The sequence below is a fragment of the Paraburkholderia caffeinitolerans genome, assembly GCF_902859945.1.
Classification (GTDB): domain Bacteria; phylum Pseudomonadota; class Gammaproteobacteria; order Burkholderiales; family Burkholderiaceae; genus Paraburkholderia; species Paraburkholderia caffeinitolerans.
In genome coordinates, this window is the sequence record NZ_CADIKL010000029.1 from 38,594 (window position 1) to 53,924 (window position 15,331).

The 15,331-nt window shown below is 63.6% G+C and carries 12 protein-coding genes; 11 read left to right on the forward strand and 1 reads right to left on the reverse strand.

Going from position 1 to position 15,331, the window contains the following annotated elements:
- The first annotated feature begins 14 nt into the window (after nt 1-14).
- From HV773_RS24550 to iolB, 4 genes are read left to right on the forward strand one after another with little or no spacing between them, the layout of a single operon-like run.
- Nucleotides 15-2,030, forward strand: a complete 2,016-nt coding sequence (locus tag HV773_RS24550) for a bifunctional 5-dehydro-2-deoxygluconokinase/5-dehydro-2-deoxyphosphogluconate aldolase (RefSeq protein WP_129561674.1) — start codon at nt 15-17, stop codon at nt 2,028-2,030.
- Entirely contained in the window at nt 2,027-4,024 is a 1,998-nt protein-coding gene (iolD, locus tag HV773_RS24555) for a 3D-(3,5/4)-trihydroxycyclohexane-1,2-dione acylhydrolase (decyclizing) (protein ID WP_129561673.1), read from the forward strand. Before HV773_RS24550 ends, iolD begins: the two co-directional genes overlap by 4 nt.
- On the forward strand, nt 4,021-4,956 hold the full coding sequence (iolE, locus tag HV773_RS24560) for a myo-inosose-2 dehydratase (RefSeq protein WP_129561672.1): 936 nt from the start codon (nt 4,021-4,023) through the stop codon (nt 4,954-4,956). Before iolD ends, iolE begins: the two co-directional genes overlap by 4 nt.
- Nucleotides 4,953-5,756 (forward strand): 5-deoxy-glucuronate isomerase, encoded by an 804-nt coding sequence (gene iolB, locus HV773_RS24565; RefSeq protein WP_129561671.1) that lies wholly within the window; start codon nt 4,953-4,955, stop codon nt 5,754-5,756. The genes iolE and iolB overlap by 4 nt, the downstream gene beginning before the upstream one ends.
- A 7-nt stretch (nt 5,757-5,763) precedes the next feature.
- Here iolB and HV773_RS24570 read toward each other — a convergent pair whose 3' ends face one another.
- Entirely contained in the window at nt 5,764-7,392 is a 1,629-nt protein-coding gene (locus HV773_RS24570) for a methyl-accepting chemotaxis protein (protein WP_129561670.1), read from the reverse strand.
- 592 nt (nt 7,393-7,984) lie between these two features.
- Here HV773_RS24570 and tssA point away from each other — a divergent pair.
- The 7 genes from tssA to tssG all read left to right on the forward strand — a co-directional run bounded on the left by tssA (nt 7,985) and on the right by tssG (nt 15,316).
- A complete protein-coding gene (tssA, locus tag HV773_RS24575) occupies nt 7,985-9,034 on the forward strand; it encodes a type VI secretion system protein TssA (RefSeq protein ID WP_129561669.1) in 1,050 nt (349 codons plus the stop codon).
- A 61-nt stretch (nt 9,035-9,095) separates the two neighbouring features.
- Nucleotides 9,096-9,668 carry a type VI secretion system contractile sheath small subunit gene (gene tssB / locus HV773_RS24580; protein ID WP_129561668.1) on the forward strand — a complete coding sequence of 191 codons (573 nt, stop codon included), beginning with the start codon at nt 9,096-9,098 and terminating at the stop codon, nt 9,666-9,668.
- Nucleotides 9,669-9,718: 50 nt separating this feature from the next.
- Nucleotides 9,719-11,215, forward strand: a complete 1,497-nt coding sequence (gene tssC, locus HV773_RS24585) for a type VI secretion system contractile sheath large subunit (protein ID WP_129563305.1) — start codon at nt 9,719-9,721, stop codon at nt 11,213-11,215.
- Nucleotides 11,216-11,259: 44 nt separating this feature from the next.
- Nucleotides 11,260-11,742 (forward strand): Hcp family type VI secretion system effector, encoded by a 483-nt coding sequence (locus HV773_RS24590; RefSeq protein WP_129561667.1) that lies wholly within the window; start codon nt 11,260-11,262, stop codon nt 11,740-11,742.
- 114 nt (nt 11,743-11,856) lie between these two features.
- On the forward strand, nt 11,857-12,378 hold the full coding sequence (gene tssE / locus HV773_RS24595; RefSeq protein WP_129561666.1) for a type VI secretion system baseplate subunit TssE: 522 nt from the start codon (nt 11,857-11,859) through the stop codon (nt 12,376-12,378).
- Complete coding sequence (gene tssF, locus HV773_RS24600; protein WP_129561665.1) at nt 12,375-14,252, forward strand: type VI secretion system baseplate subunit TssF; 1,878 nt, start codon at nt 12,375-12,377, stop codon at nt 14,250-14,252. The genes tssE and tssF overlap by 4 nt, the downstream gene beginning before the upstream one ends.
- Nucleotides 14,249-15,316 (forward strand): type VI secretion system baseplate subunit TssG, encoded by a 1,068-nt coding sequence (gene tssG, locus HV773_RS24605; RefSeq protein ID WP_129561664.1) that lies wholly within the window; start codon nt 14,249-14,251, stop codon nt 15,314-15,316. The genes tssF and tssG overlap by 4 nt, the downstream gene beginning before the upstream one ends.
- The last annotated feature ends 15 nt before the right edge of the window (nt 15,317-15,331 follow it).

The following is a 15,331-nucleotide window of genomic DNA, read 5'->3' on the forward strand; positions in this document are numbered from 1 at the left end:
CGACAGGAATGCTCATGGCTCTCCCCAGCACCACCCCTTCGCGCTTCGCGAGCGCGCGCAGCCGGGACATCGTCTGCCTTGGCCGGCTCGGCGTGGATCTCTATGCGCAGCAGGTCGGCGCGCGGCTCGAGGATGTCTCCACCTTCGCCAAGTATCTCGGCGGTTCGTCGGCGAACATCGCCTTCGGCTGCGCGCGGCTCGGCCTGAACGCGGCCATGCTCACGCGCGTCGGCGACGACCATATGGGCCGCTTCCTCACCGAAACACTCACGAAAGAAGGCTGCGACACGAGCCACGTGCGCATCGACCGCGAGCGGCTCACCGCGCTCGTGCTGCTCGGCTTGAAAGACCGCGATACCTTTCCGCTCATCTTCTATCGCGAGAACTGCGCCGACATGGCCGTCGACGCGGGCGACTTCGACGAAGCCTTCATTGCCTCGTCGAAAGCGTTGCTCATCACCGGCACGCACTTCTCGACCGAACAGGTGAACCGCGCGAGCCTCGCCGCGCTCGACCACGCGCGCCGCAACAACGTGCGCACCGTGCTCGACATCGACTATCGGCCTGTGCTCTGGGGCCTGACTGGCAAGGCCGACGGCGAGACGCGCTTCATCGCGAGCGCGGGCGTGAGCGAACATCTGCAACGGATCTTGCCGCGCTTCGACCTCGTGATCGGCACCGAGGAGGAGTTCCGCATCGCGGGCGGCAAGGAAACACTCGCCGATGCGCTCAAGCGCGTGCGCGAAGTCACGGCCGCCACGCTGCTCGTGAAGCGCGGCCCGCTCGGCTGCCAGATCGTCGAGGGCGCGGTGCCCGATTCGCTCGATACGGTGCCGCTGCAGCGCGGCGTGGAAGTCGAGGTGCTCAACGTGCTCGGCGCGGGCGACGCGTTCGCGGCAGGCTTTCTTTCGGGCTGGCTGCGCGACGCACCGCTAGAGGACTGCGCGCGCGCGGCCAATGCGTGCGGCGCACTCGTGGTCTCGCGCCACGGTTGCGCACCCGCGATGCCCACGCCGGCGGAGCTCGACTATTTCCTGCGCGAAGCCGCTGCGGACCCCGTGCGCATGCGCAGGCCCGATCGCGACGCCACGCTCGCCCGGCTGCATCGCGTGACGCCCGCGCGCAAACAGTACGACGAGGTGCTGGGCTTCGCGTTCGACCATCGCAACCAGTTCTTCGACCTCGCCCAGCAAACCGGCGCCAGCGAGGCGCGCATCTCGCACCTGAAGAACCTGTTCGTCGATGCCGTGGCACAGACCGAAAGCGCGCTCGGCCTGCATGGCCGCATCGGCGTCCTGATCGACGACCGCTACGGCCAGGACGCACTCAACGCGGCAACCGGGCGTGACTGGTGGATCGGCCGCCCCGTCGAACTGCCGGGTTCGGTACCGCTGGTGTTCGATCATGGCCGCTCGATCGGCACCACGCTCGCAGCCTGGCCCATCGGGCATACGGTCAAGTGCCTCGTGCAGTTTCATCCCGACGAGCCGGTCGAGCAGCGTCTCGAACAGGAAGCGCAACTGCGCGCGCTCTACGACGCGGTGCAGGCGAGCGGCCACGAACTGCTGCTCGAAGTGATTCCGCCGAAGCTCGATGGCAAGCCAAATGCGCCCGACACCGTCTATCGCGCGCTCAAGCGGCTCTACAACATCGGCCTTTACCCCGAGTGGTGGAAGCTCGAGCCGATGGACGCAGCGCAGTGGCGCGAGATCGATGCGCTGATCGCCGAACGCGATCCGCATTGCCGTGGCGTGGTGCTGCTCGGCCTCTCGGCACCCATCGAGCAATTGACGAGCGGCTTTCGCGCGGCGGCGGCTTCGCAGACGTGCCGCGGCTTCACGGTGGGCCGCACGATCTTCTACGAGCCGAGCCTCGCCTGGCTCGCGGGAGAAATCGACGACCAGGAATTGATCGCACGCGTGCGCCGCGCGTTCGAGACGCTGATCGCGGCCTGGCGTGCGGCGCGAAACCAGGTACAAGGCCAGGCGCCGCGCGATGCTCACGCCAAGCATGAGGAGAAAGCAGCATGAATCAGCGCATCGCTCCCATCGCCGGCACAGCACACACGACGCCTGACGCCCAGCCGAACGCACCGGCCGCCACCGTACGCCTCACCACAGCACAAGCGCTGGTGCGCTTTCTCGCGGCGCAGCGCGTGGCCTGCGAAGACGGTTCGGGCCGCACCGAGCCGCTGTTCGGCGGCGTGTTCGCCATTTTCGGGCACGGCAACGTGGCGGGCCTCGGCGAGGCGCTCTATCACTATCGCCACGAACTGCCCACGCTGCGCGCGCACAACGAGCAAGCCATGGCGCACAGCGCAATCGCTTACGCGAAGGCGCATTTCCGCCGCCGTATGATGGCCGTCACCACGTCGATCGGCCCTGGCGCCACCAACCTCGTGACGGCTGCCGCGCTCGCACATGTGAATCGCCTGCCGCTCCTGCTCCTGCCCGGCGACACCTTCGTCTCGCGCGAACCCGACCCGGTGCTTCAGCAAGTTGAAGATCCTCATGACGGCGGCGTCTCCGCCAACGACGCGCTCAAGCCGGTATCGCGCTACTTCGACCGCATCGTACATCCCGCGCAGTTGCTCACTGCCTTGCCACGCGCGCTGCGCGTGCTCACCGACGCCGCGCTGTGCGGCCCGGTCACGCTCGCACTGCCGCAAGACGTGCAGGCCATGGCATGGGACTATCCCGCGAACTTCTTCACGCCGCGCCTCGTGAGTTTTCACGCGAATGCGCCGGTGCAAGCCGAGATCGACGCGGCACTCGCGCAACTGCATCGCGCCAAGCGTCCGCTCATCGTTGCGGGCGGAGGCGTGCTCTACTCGCGCGCCACCGCTCAACTCAAGGCGCTTGCCACTGCGCGCGGCATTCCGGTGGCGGAGACGCAAGCGGGCAAAGGCGCGCTAGCCTGGGACGACCCGCTCAATGTGGGCGCGATCGGCGTAACGGGCTCGCCCGCCGCCAACGCGCTCGCGCGCGACGCCGACTGCATTCTTGCGGTGGGCACGCGCCTGCAGGACTTCACGACCGGCTCGAATTCGCTGTTCGCCCACGCGCACGTGATCGGCCTGAACGCGAACGGCTTCGACGCACTCAAGCACAACGGGCTGGCCGTGGAGGCCGATGCGAAACTCGCGCTCGCGGCGCTGGGCGACGAGCTCCTCAACTGGCGCGCGGACGCGAACTGGACCGCCTACGCACGGCGCCTTGCCGACGAATGGCGCGCAAGCGTGGAAGCCCTCACGCATGCGCCGCAAGAGCGTCACAGTCTGCCCTACGATGCCGATGTGATCGGCGCCGTGCAGCGTTCGTCGAGCCGTTCGTATGCCGAAGACATTGTCGTGTGCGCGGCCGGCACCCTGCCCGCCGAACTGCACAAACTCTGGCGCGCCGGCCAGCCGGGTGCGTACCACGTCGAATACGGCTACTCGTGCATGGGCTACGAGATCGCGGGCGGCCTTGGCGCGAAGCTCGCGCGGCCCGAACGCGAAGTCATCGTCATGGTGGGCGACGGCAGCTATCTGATGATGAACAGCGAGATCGCCACCTCGGTGATGCTCGGCGCGAAGCTCATCATCGTCGTGCTCGACAACCGCGGCTACGGCTGCATCAACCGCCTCCAGCAGGCCTGCGGCGGCGCGCCGTTCAACAATCTGTTCGAGGACTGCGCGCAAGGGCCGCTCGGCGCGCCGCGCATCGACTTCGCCTCGCACGCACGCGCGCTGGGCGCGCAGGCCGAGCACGTCGCCAACATCGCTGAACTCGAAACGGCGCTGCAACGCGCGCGCGCGGCGTCGCGCACCTACCTCATCAGCATCGACACCGATCCCGCGCGCACGACCGAGGAAGGCGGCTGGTGGTGGGAAGTCGCCGTACCCGAGGTGTCGACGCGTGCCGCCGTGCGCGAGGCGCGCGAGCACTACGACGCGCATCTCGCCGCGCGCAGCCGGCGCGAGCAGCCCGGCGAAGCGCAGCCCACGACTCCGCCCACACATGATGAAACGGAACCCACATGAGCGCATTCGAAGCACGCATCGGCATCAATCCGCTGTCGTGGATGAACGACGACCTGCCCTCGCTCGGAGGCGAAACGCCGCTCTCGGTGGCGCTCGCCGAAGGGCGAGAGATCGGCTACGAAGGCTTTGAGCTCGGCAACAAATTTCCGCGCGAACCGCAGGCGCTCAAGGCATTGCTCGCGCAGTACGATCTGTCGCTTGTGTCGGGCTGGTACTCGGGCATGCTTGCACATCGCAGCGTGGAAGCAGAGATTGCGGCCGTCGGCCCGCATCTGGACTTGCTCGCGCAAAACGGCGCCACCGTAATGGTGTATGGCGAAGTCGCCGATTCGATTCAGGGCGCGCCGCGCCCGCTCTATCAGCGCCCGCGCTTTTTCAGCGAGAAACAGTGGGACAACTATGCCGCGCGTGTCGAAGCGTTCGCGCGTCATACGCTTTCGCACGGCGTGCGGCTTGCGTATCACCATCACATGGGCGCGTATGTGGAAACGCCCGCCGACGTCGACAAACTCATGGCGCGCACGAGCGACGCCGTGGGCCTGCTGTTCGACGCGGGCCATATCACGTTCGCGGGCGGCGACCCCATAGTCGAACTCGACAAGCACATCGCGCGCGTCTGCCACGTGCACTGCAAGGACGTGCGCCCCGCCGTCGTGAAGCTCGCGCGCAACCGCAACTGGAGCTTCCTCGATGCGGTGCTGGCAGGCGCGTTCACGGTGCCCGGCGACGGCTCGGTCGATTTTCCGGCGATCGTCGCGCGCCTGAAACAGCACGGCTATCGCGGCTGGCTTGTTGTGGAAGCCGAGCAGGACCCGGTGATCGCACCCTCGTACGAATATGCGCAAAAGGGTTACCGCACACTGCGTTCGCTGATCGACTCGCCAATTAATTCGGATAACCATCAAAACGACACGAGCAAGGAGGCAGCATGAGCCTGCTAGTCAAGGCCGAGCGCGAAGGCCAGACAATCGCGCGCGTCACGCCCGCCACGGCGGGCTGGCGTTATGTCGGCTTCGCCGCGTACCGGCTCGCGGCGGATGAGTTGGTCTATGTCTACGAGACGAACCGCGAAAGCTGCATCGTCGTGCTCTCGGGCGCCGTGAGTATCGAAGCAGACGGCAGGCAGTATTCGAGCCTCGGTTCGCGTGACAGCGTGTTCGAAGACGCCGCGCCCTACGCGCTCTATGTTCCACCGGGAGTGAAGGCCACGGTGCGCGCCACGCGCGAGGCCGAACTGGGCGTGGCGAGCGCGCCCGCACAAGGCACGCTGCCAGTGCGGCTCATCGAGCCCGCACAGATGCAGCGCTCGACGCGCGGCAAGAGCGCGAATACGCGCTACGTCTGCGATATTCTTCCGCAGACCGAACCGGCGGAGTCATTGCTCGTGGTCGAAGTGCGCACGCCTTCGGGCCATTCCTCGAGCTATCCGCCGCACAAGCACGACGCCGACCGCCTGCCGCATGAAAGCGCGCTGGAAGAGACCTATTACCACCGGCTCAATCCGCGCCAGGGCTTCGCATTCCAGCGCGTCTACACCGACGCGCGCGACCTCGACGAAACCATGGCCGTAGAAGATCACGACATCGTGATGGTGCCGCGCGGCTACCATCCCGTGGTCGTGCCCTACGGCTACGATTCGTACTACCTGAACGTCATGGCGGGCCCCAAGCGCGAGTGGCACTTCCACAACGATCCCGCGCACGAATGGATCATCGAGCGCGACGCGAAGTAAAGCAGTTTCAGGCGAGCTGAAACGTGTTCACGAGACGTTTGAGCACCTTGGCCTGATCGTCGAGCGATTGCGCCGCCGCCGTGGCTTCTTCCACCAGCGCGGCGTTCTGTTGCGTGCCTGCATCCATTTGCGTCACCGCGCGATTGATCTCCTCGATGCCGGCGCGCTGCTCGCTCGACGCCGCCGAAATTTCGCCGATGATGTCGTTCACACGCTTCACGGCCGTCATGACCTCTTCCATGGTCCGGCCCGCGTCGCTGGCGAGCGTCGAGCCGTTCGCCACGCGCGCAACCGAGTCGGTAATCAGGGCCTTGATCTCTCGCGCCGCCGCGGCGCTGCGCTGCGCGAGATTGCGCACCTCACCCGCGACCACCGAGAAGCCGCGCCCCTCCTCGCCCGCCCGCGCCGCTTCGACCGCCGCATTGAGCGCCAGAATGTTGGTTTGAAACGCAATGCCCTCGATCACGCCGATGATGTCGGCGATGCTCTTCGCGCTCTCGTTGATCTCGTTCATCGTGGTCACCACGCGGCCCACTACGGCGCCGCCCTTCTGCGCGATCTGCGAGGCGTTGCCGGCCAGCGTGCTCGCCTGCTGCGCGTTTTCGGCATTCAGGCGCACTGTGGAAGTCAGTTGCTCCATGCTGCTCGCCGTGCGTTCGAGCGCAACGGCCTGTGCCTCGGTACGGTGTGAAAGATCGAGATTGCCTGTCGAGATCTGTCCCGATGCAGCAGCAATCGCCTCCGCACTCGCGGCAATCTCGGCCACCGTCGCCGAAAGCCCTTTCTGCATATCGCGCAGCGCACCGAGCATGCTGGACGCGTCACGCGCGTGAACCTCGACCGGCTGCGCGAGATCGCCCGAAGCAATGCGCGCGGCAATGGCCTTCGCATGCGCGGGCTCGCCGCCGAGCTGGCGCGCGAGTCGCCGCACGACCCATTCGCTCACGACGAAAGCGAGCACGAAGAGCCCCACAGTCGCCGCGGCGATCATCACGAACGACGACTCGTAGATGAACGCCGACGCCGCGATCGTCGCCTTGGCGGCAGCGCCGCGCTGCGCGACGAGCCGATCGACGAGCTTCTCGAGCTTCTCCGTTTCGACGAGCAGCGACACGTCCTGCGTGCCGACTTGCCAGTTCATCTGCGAAAGATCGAGCGGCTGCGCTTTCACGAGCGTGACGAATTCGCGCAATTGCCCGCTCCATGTTTGCGCCGCCCCCGCGAACTGCTTTTGCTGAGCGAGCGCGTCACCTCCTGACTGAGTCGAATATTGCTCGAGCACCTTCATCTCGGCCACGAGCGCGGCGAGATCCTTATCGATATCGGCGCCCAACTCGTCTCGCTCCTTGGCGGTGGTCGCAGTAAGCAGCATTTTCTGCGCGCGGCTCGCACGCAGCACGTGAGCACGCGCCTCCTCCGCCGCGCGGCTGGCAACGTGACCTTGCTCATAGATCGATTCCGTCGAGTCGTTCAGGCGGCTGATCTGCGCAAGCGAAAAGGCACCGATAGCCAGCGTGCCGGCCAGCACCACCGCAAACGCGACGCGTAACATCGTCTTCACCGAGAGCGTCCTGTCCGCTCGCACATCTTGCGGCACGAAACCGGCGCGCCGCGCCCCCTGCAATGCAGCTTTCATGTCTTGACGGTCTCCTTCTTGTTGTCAGGCCGCGCGAGGGAGTCCCCCGGGTCCGCCACACCCCCCGTCTACGGCAGATTCGCCGCGAACTTTAGCGCCGCCGGCATCGGGCTCGCACGCCCTTTCTCCAGCCGCCAAACGGTAAAGACAGTCGATTTACACATGCGTGAATCACCGGCAACCCAATCAAATCCAATGGGATATTAATAACCAATTCAAACAGCATAATAATTGCGATAACGAATTTATATCTCGATTCAGACAATATATATCCCAAACAAGTACGCCATATATCAATTTGATAATCGTCATGAATTTTATCGATTGCTAGCCCTTTCCTTACAATCGGGTTTATTCTGTCACCACTATTTCCAAGCCACACAAGACGGGATGAATCTCGTACAACAGCACAACTCGAAAAGCCCTCGCAGCTCACTCCCAATGTGTTTTCATTTGATTCGCATAAAGTGGGTTGCAACTCATTGAAGCTAAATTCAACGATATCCCGCTCACGAAAAATTTAGCCTTTATTTAGAAGCACTCGTTTTCAAAAATAGCCACAACACTTATCTGAATTACGGGGCAACACCGCGTGAATACCGATCAGGATTATCCGCTTGCAGAGCCACTCAGTGCGCCCGAATCCGCGCGCGTGAGCGATTCAATGGGTGACTGCGGCGAAAACCTCGAGTACGACGCGGCGTTCATCGAGCTTGAACGCACTGTCACCGGCATCGGCGATCAGCAATATGGCGACACGGTCATTGCCGCGATCGCGCCAGACTGGCAGCTCGTCAGGCAGCAAGGCCAAGCGTTGCTGCAACGCTCGAAGGATCTGCGCGTCGTGGCATGGCTCACGCGGGCATGGATGGAATCTGCCGGATTGAAGGGGTACGCGAAAGGTCTGGCGCTGGCCGCCGATCTGCTCGACAACCACTGGGCCGGTGTGCACCCACGTATCGAACTCGACGACAATGGGCAACCCGACCCGTTCTCCCGCGCGAATGCGCTGCAAGCGTTCTTCTCGCAGGAAGCCCTCGGTGCGCGCGCTCGCGCGGCGAGCCTGCTGCAGGTGCGCGGCGTCGACCTTTCGCTGCGCAAAGCCGGCGCGTTGCTCGACGGCTCGACCGAACAGGACGGAGGCATCACACGGCAAGAGTTGTGTGTGGCGCTCAATGCGGAACGGGCCTCGCTCGACGTCGCGGGCGAGCTGCTCGCTCATATCGAGAATCTTCGCCACATCGTATCGGCTTGCCTGGACGAAACTTGGGTACCCGATACAAGCGCGGTGGAAAAGCCGCTGCGCGCCGTATTCTCGCTCCTGGCAGAAGCCACGGCGAATGACGTTGCGGCAACTGCGCAGCCGGACACAATCGTATCGGCAGCACCATCGGCGGCTAGCAACAGGTCGCTCGCAAGCTCGAGCCACACCGGTGAAGTTCGCTCCCGAGATGACGCGAGTCTTCTGCTCGAAAAAGTCTGCCTCTATCTTGAGGCCTGCGAACCGGCTCACCCCTCGTCGTTGCTGATCCGTCGCGCTCAACGCCTGTTGCATATGACGTTTTACGAAATCATTCGCGACATGACGCCGGAAGCCATTCCGCACATCGACCTGCTGGCCGGTCTCGGCGGCAACGGCTGACTCAATCCTTGGCATCGATCTTCATGACGCAGCATCACCTTTTATTTATAGGACTCCGAAAATGAGCGATTCGAAATCGACGGGACAGAAATTCATTGGGCGTAATCGCGCACCACGGGTTCAGATCGAGTACGACGTCGAAACCTACGGAAGCAATCAGAGCGTCGACATTCCCTTTGTTATGGGCGTGTTGTCCGACCTTGCTGGCAAGTCCAACCAACAGCAGCCCAGCCTGGAGCAACGCAAGTTCCTGGAAATCGACGTCGACAATTTCGATGACCGGTTGAAGTCAGTGCAGCCACGCGCAGCGTTTCATGTGCCCAACGAAATCTCCGGCAGCGGCAAGCTGGCCATCGACCTCACCTTCGAGTCGATGGAAGACTTTTCGCCGGCCAGCGTCGCGCGCATGGTGCCCGAACTGAACCAGTTGCTGATGGCCCGGCGCCAACTCTCGAACCTGCTCTCCTATATGGACGGCAAGAGCAATGCCGAAGCCATGCTCATGCAGGCGCTGAAGAGCCGCCCGTTGCTCGAATCCATCGCCCGCCTCACGGATCAAACCGCAGACCAATCCAGGGCCCCGGGCCAAGACCAGCCTGCTGGCTCGCCGTCGGGCGACGAACCCGAAGCATGACGGCACCGACTGCCCAGCAGCCCATCCACCCGCATCCCGGTGAAACGCACATGAAGACTGCCGAAGCCATACTGCAAACAACGACCATCGACTTTCCGTCGCACGATGAGTTCGCCGTTGCACTCGTCGACGAACTGAATCCGCGCAGCGACCGCGCCCGCGAAGCGATCGACGCAGCTGTCAAAACACTCGCATTTCAGGCGCTCGAACACGCGGTCGTCGTGTCGGACGACGCATACCAGACGATCCAGACCATCATTGCGGAGATCGACCGCAAACTCTCGGATCAAATCAATACGATTATTCACCACGACGAATTCCAGCAGCTCGAGTCCGCGTGGCGAGGCCTGCATTACCTCGTGACGAACAGCGAAACGAACGAGCAGTTGAAGATCCGCTACATGCCCGCGACGAAAACGGAGCTGAATCGCTCGTTGAAGCGCTACAAAGGCGTCGCGTGGGACCAGAGCCCGATCTTCAAGAAGATCTATGAAGAAGAGTACGGCCAGTTCGGCGGCGAGCCGCTGGGTTGTCTCGTGGGCGACTATTACTTCGACCACGGGCCGCAGGATGTGGAAATGCTCGGTGAGATCGCGAAAATCTCGGCCGCAGCACACTGCCCGTTCATTAGCGGCGCATCGCCGGCTGTGATGCAGATGGAGTCGTGGCAGGAACTGTCGAATCCGCGTGATCTAACCAAGATTTTCCAGAACAGCGAATACGCGGCATGGACGCATCTGCGCAAATCCGATGACGCGCGCTATCTCGGCCTGACGATGCCGCGCTTTCTTGCCCGCCTGCCCTACGGCGCGCGCACAAACCCCGTGGAAGCGTTCGACTTCGAGGAAGACGTCGACGGCGCAACCCATGACCGCTATGCGTGGATCAACGCCGCATACGCCATGGCGACCAATATCAACCGTTCGTTCCGCAATTTTGGCTGGTGCACGGCGATTCGCGGCGTCGAATCGGGCGGCGCGGTCGAAGATCTGCCGGCGCACACGTTCCCCACCGACGACGGCGGCATCGACATGAAATGCCCAACCGAGATCGCCATCAGCGATCGTCGCGAGGCCGAACTCGCGAAGAACGGCTTCATGCCGTTCGTGCACCGGAAGAACTCCACGGTTGCAGCGTTCCTTGGCGCGCAGTCGTTACAAAAGCCCGCCGAATACCACGACGCGATGGCCACCGAAAACGCCAAGCTCGCTGCACGTCTGCCCTATATCTTCGCCTGCAGCCGCTTCGCTCACTACCTGAAATGCATCGTGCGCGACAAGGTGGGCTCGTTCAAGGAGCGCAACGAGATGGAGGCCTGGCTCAACGACTGGATCATGCATTACGTCGACGGCGACCCCCAGAATTCCTCGCAGGAAACCAAGGCGCGCAAACCGCTCGCTTCCGCGCGCGTTGTCCTGGAGGACATGGAAGACAACCCCGGCTATTACAGCGCCAAGTTCTTCCTGCGTCCGCACTATCAGCTCGAAGGTCTTACCGTATCCCTACGGCTCGTCTCGAAGGTACCCGCACTGAGCGGGGCCTCGTGATGAGCCACTTCGTGACGTCCCTTCTCAACCAATAGGAGATCGAAATGTCTGTAGATATGTACATGCTCGTGGATGGCGCCAACGGCGAATCGAAGGATGCCAGCCATAAAGGCTGGACCGACATCCTGTCGTATTCGTGGGGCGCGAACCAGCCCGGTTCGATGTCGACCGGCGGTGGCGGCGGCATCGGCAAGGTCAGCTTCGACGACCTCACGGTGGAAGCCTACGCCGACAAGGCAACCCCCGCGATTCTCAAGTACTGCGCAAACGGCAAGCACCTCCCGCAGATCCAGCTGTCGATCTGCAAGGCGGGCGGTTCGCAGGTCGAATACAAGCGCGTCACGCTCACGGATGTGCTCGTCGTCGCTGTGCAGCAAAACGCCGACCAGAACTCCGAAGCCGTGAAGATCACCTACCGCTTCCAGGCGGCCAAGGTCAAGCAGCAGTACTGGGAGCAGACCGACCAGGGCGGCAAGGGCAGCGAAAGCGTGCTCTCCTGGAACATCAAGGAAAACCGCGAGATGTAAATTGCCTTTAGTTTTTCTGCAATAAATTTAGTTATACAAACAGTGTGGGTGAAACGCCACCCACACTGTCCTGCTTTTTTGCTGCTTTTTTGCTGCTTTTTTGTATTGACAGCCATGAGTCACACCACAACGCCGCAATCCGCAGCGCTCGAAGATGTTCAGCGCCGCTACCCACCCTGCCTGTTCGATCGTCTGATCGCGGGCCGAGAGCCGACGCGCACGGCAAATGACGCCAGGCGCAGATCGCTCCACGATGCGGTGCTGCGTGACCTTGCGTGGCTGCTAGGCAGCATCAACACGCGCGGCGTAAACAATCTGCGCGAGTTCCCCCATATCGCCACGTCCGTGCTCAATTTCGGCATTCCGGCACTGGAGCATGTGACGCTGCAGGCCGAAGCCTCACGCCTGCTCGAAGTCGAGGTGCGCGAAGCGATTGTGCGCTTCGAGCCGCGCCTCGCTCACGACACGCTCGACGTTCAATGCCGGCCCGCGACCACGCCGGGCGGTCAGCCGTGTCTCGAACTGCGTATCGAGGGCGACTTGATGGCCCTGCCCAATCGCACCCGGATCGTACTCGTCGCGGATTTCGTCGAGGCCGGCGAAGGACTCGTGTTCAGAGCGCGGGGCAACTCATGAGCCACACGCGCCTGCTCGATTACTACAATCGGGAACTCGGCTACCTGCGCGAACTCGGCGCTGAATTCGCCTCCGCATTTCCCGGCGCCGCGGCCCAGCTCGGCATGCGCGACACACAGACGGCCGACCCGTTCGTCGAGCGCCTGCTCGAAGGTTTCGCTTTTCTGGCGGCACGCATTCACCTCAAGATGGATGCCGAGTTTCCGCGCTTTTCCGAGCGTCTGCTGGACGTCGTCTATCCGCATTACCTCTCGCCCATGCCGTCGATGGCGATCGTGGCGTTGCAACCCAATCTGCTTGCAGGCTCGATGCATTCGGGCTACACGCTGCCCGCAGGTTCCGCGCTGAAAGCGCAGCTCGCCGAGGGCGAGCAGACGGCCTGCGAATTTCGCACTGCGCACGAAGTCACGCTGTGGCCGCTCGAGATCGCCGACGTCAAGTTGCGTGCCGACGCGAGCACCCTGCCGCTCTCTCGCTGGCCGCTCGGCGGCAAGCACGTCGGCGGCGCGCTGCACATCACGCTGCGCGCTCACGGCGTCACCGATATTCGCGAGTTGCCGATCAAGAAGTTAATGTTCTTTACGAGCGCGCCCGATGCGGTCGCTCATCCGCTGATCGAGCGCGTGCTCGCGCACAGCGTCGGCGTGTGCTGTCACAGCGAAGAAGATGGCCCACAGCGCGCCATATGGCTCGGCAGCAACGCCATCCGCCATGAGGGCTTCGACGCCGATCAGGCCATGCTGCCCTCTCGCCAAAGCGCCTTCGAGGGATACCGCTTATTGCAGGAGTATTTCGCGTTTCCGGAGCGCTTGGCATTTTTCAGCCTCAACGGTCTGGAGCGCGCGCTGCCCGACCTGCGCGGCCGCACCTTTACGCTGACGGTGCTGCTCGATGCCGGCGCGCCCGAACTCGAGCGCGCGATCGACGCGCGCAGCCTCGCGCTCCATTGCACGCCCGCCGTCAACCTTTTCGAGCGGCGCACGGATCACATCGCCATTTCGCCATCGCGCCACGAGCATCATCTGGTGGTCGACCGGATGCAGCCCGCCGATTTCGAAATCTTTTCCATTCGCAGAATCACCGGCCAGTCGCAAGCCGGTGCGGCCAATGTCGACTTCTATCCGTTCTTCGGCGGCCCCGAAAGTTCGTCCACACAACTCGGTCGCTATTTTTCCATGCGCCGAGAACCTCGGCCCATTGCGCAGAACGCCGCCCGCTCGGCCACTCGCGCCACCTACCCTGGCAGCGAAGTGTATGTGTCGCTCGTCGACCAGCACGATGCGCCATGGCCCGAAGCGCTGCGCCACATCAGCGCCGATGCGCTCTGTACCAACCGCCATCTGCCATTGTCGATTCCGCTGCACGGCGCAACGGATTTCACCTTGCGCGCGTCATGTCCCGTGGACGTCGTCAAGGTTCTGCGCGGACCGACCTCGCCTCGCGGCGCGCTCGCGGAAGGCGAACTGACATGGCGCCTCATCAGCCACCTCGGGCTTGACTATCTGGGGCTCGTGGATGCGGGCGAAAGCGAGGGCTCACAAACGCTGCGCGAACTGCTGCGTCTCTACGCCGATGGCGCGCGCCGCAACCTGCTTGCCCAGATCGACGGCGTGCGCAGCGTGCGAATTACGCCGGCGTATCGGCGCCTGCCGCATCCGGGGCCGGTCATGGTCGGCCGAGGCGTCTGTATCTCGCTCCTGCTCGACGATCTGGCTTTTGCGGGCGGCAGCACTTACCTCTTCGAATCGGTGCTGGAGCAATTCCTCGCGCGGCATGTATCAATCAACAGCTTCAGCGAACTCGCTGTATCGACGCTGCAGCGCGGCTCGATCCGCCGCTGGCCTTCACGCATCGGCAGGCGGCCTACCGTATGAACGCACACACGTTCGACACGCCGTCGTGGTGGCATGAGGTCGAAGCCGCTCCCTATGCGCACGACCTGTTTCAGTTGCTGCGCCGGCTCGACGCGCAGTCCGCGCCTCATCCGCGTCTCGGCCGGGCATGGTCACCCAGCGACGAGCCCGTGCGCATCGGCCAGCAGCCGTCGCTTGCATTTGCCCCGGCCTCGGTGGCGAGCGCACATGCAAACGACGAGCAGTTGCCCCGATTGTCGATTCACGGTTTTGGGCTGTTTGGGCCAAACGGCCCCTTGCCGCTCCATTTGACGGAGTTCGCAAGAAATCGCTTGCGCAATCACGACGACCCCGTTCTGTGCGCATTTGCCGATTTGTTCCATCACCGGCTCGCGCTGCTGTTCTACCGCGCATGGGCCGACGCACAACCAACGGTAAGCGCCGACCGGGACGGCCATTCGTCCTTCGACCGCTACGTCGCGTGCCTCGCGCACATCGGCCTCGCGTCGCTGCCTCACGGCCACACGCCGGGCCCACACGCGCTTTACGGCATGACCGGCCGATTGGTGCGCAAATCACGCGACGCACACGGCTTGCAGCAGATGCTGGCCGCGTGGCTGGGCATGCCAGTGCATGTCGTCGAATGGGTACCGCAGTGGATCGCGCTCGAGCGTGGGGACCGCGTGACCTTGGGACCGGCGGCGGCCGGCGCGCGACTCGGCGGAGGGGCAATGATCGGCGCGGCTGTACGCGACGCGAGCAGCAAGTTCGAGATCCGCGTGGGTCGCTTGACGCTCGAGCAGTTTCGCGCGCTGCTGCCTGGAACAACCACGATGAAGGAACTGGCGGCATGGGTACGCGCCTATGTCGGCCGTGAATTCGCGTGGGATTTGCGGCTCGTGCTCGCGAACGAAGCCATCGTACCGATCAGTCTGGGCGATGCCACGCCGCTTGGGTGGGGCAGTTGGCTCGGCGCGAGAGAGCACGCAGCCGATACGGCGGACAGCGTGGCGCACAGCGACGAGTCGCACGCCGACGATTTCGTCTATTCGCCCGAGCACGCCCTTGCGGCCGGCGCAATATGAGGCGACAAACCTCGA

Coding starts and splice junctions, on each gene's coding strand:
- tssG (WP_129561664.1), top strand. CDS start 14,249: ATGAACGCACACACGTTCGACACGCCGTCGTGGTGGCATGAGGTCGAA.
- HV773_RS24590 (WP_129561667.1), top strand. CDS start 11,260: ATGTCTGTAGATATGTACATGCTCGTGGATGGCGCCAACGGCGAATCG.
- tssB (WP_129561668.1), top strand. CDS start 9,096: ATGAGCGATTCGAAATCGACGGGACAGAAATTCATTGGGCGTAATCGC.
- tssC (WP_129563305.1), top strand. CDS start 9,719: ATGAAGACTGCCGAAGCCATACTGCAAACAACGACCATCGACTTTCCG.
- HV773_RS24570 (WP_129561670.1), bottom strand. CDS start 7,392: ATGAAAGCTGCATTGCAGGGGGCGCGGCGCGCCGGTTTCGTGCCGCAA.
- iolD (WP_129561673.1), top strand. CDS start 2,027: ATGAATCAGCGCATCGCTCCCATCGCCGGCACAGCACACACGACGCCT.
- tssE (WP_129561666.1), top strand. CDS start 11,857: ATGAGTCACACCACAACGCCGCAATCCGCAGCGCTCGAAGATGTTCAG.
- HV773_RS24550 (WP_129561674.1), top strand. CDS start 15: ATGGCTCTCCCCAGCACCACCCCTTCGCGCTTCGCGAGCGCGCGCAGC.
- tssF (WP_129561665.1), top strand. CDS start 12,375: ATGAGCCACACGCGCCTGCTCGATTACTACAATCGGGAACTCGGCTAC.
- iolE (WP_129561672.1), top strand. CDS start 4,021: ATGAGCGCATTCGAAGCACGCATCGGCATCAATCCGCTGTCGTGGATG.
- iolB (WP_129561671.1), top strand. CDS start 4,953: ATGAGCCTGCTAGTCAAGGCCGAGCGCGAAGGCCAGACAATCGCGCGC.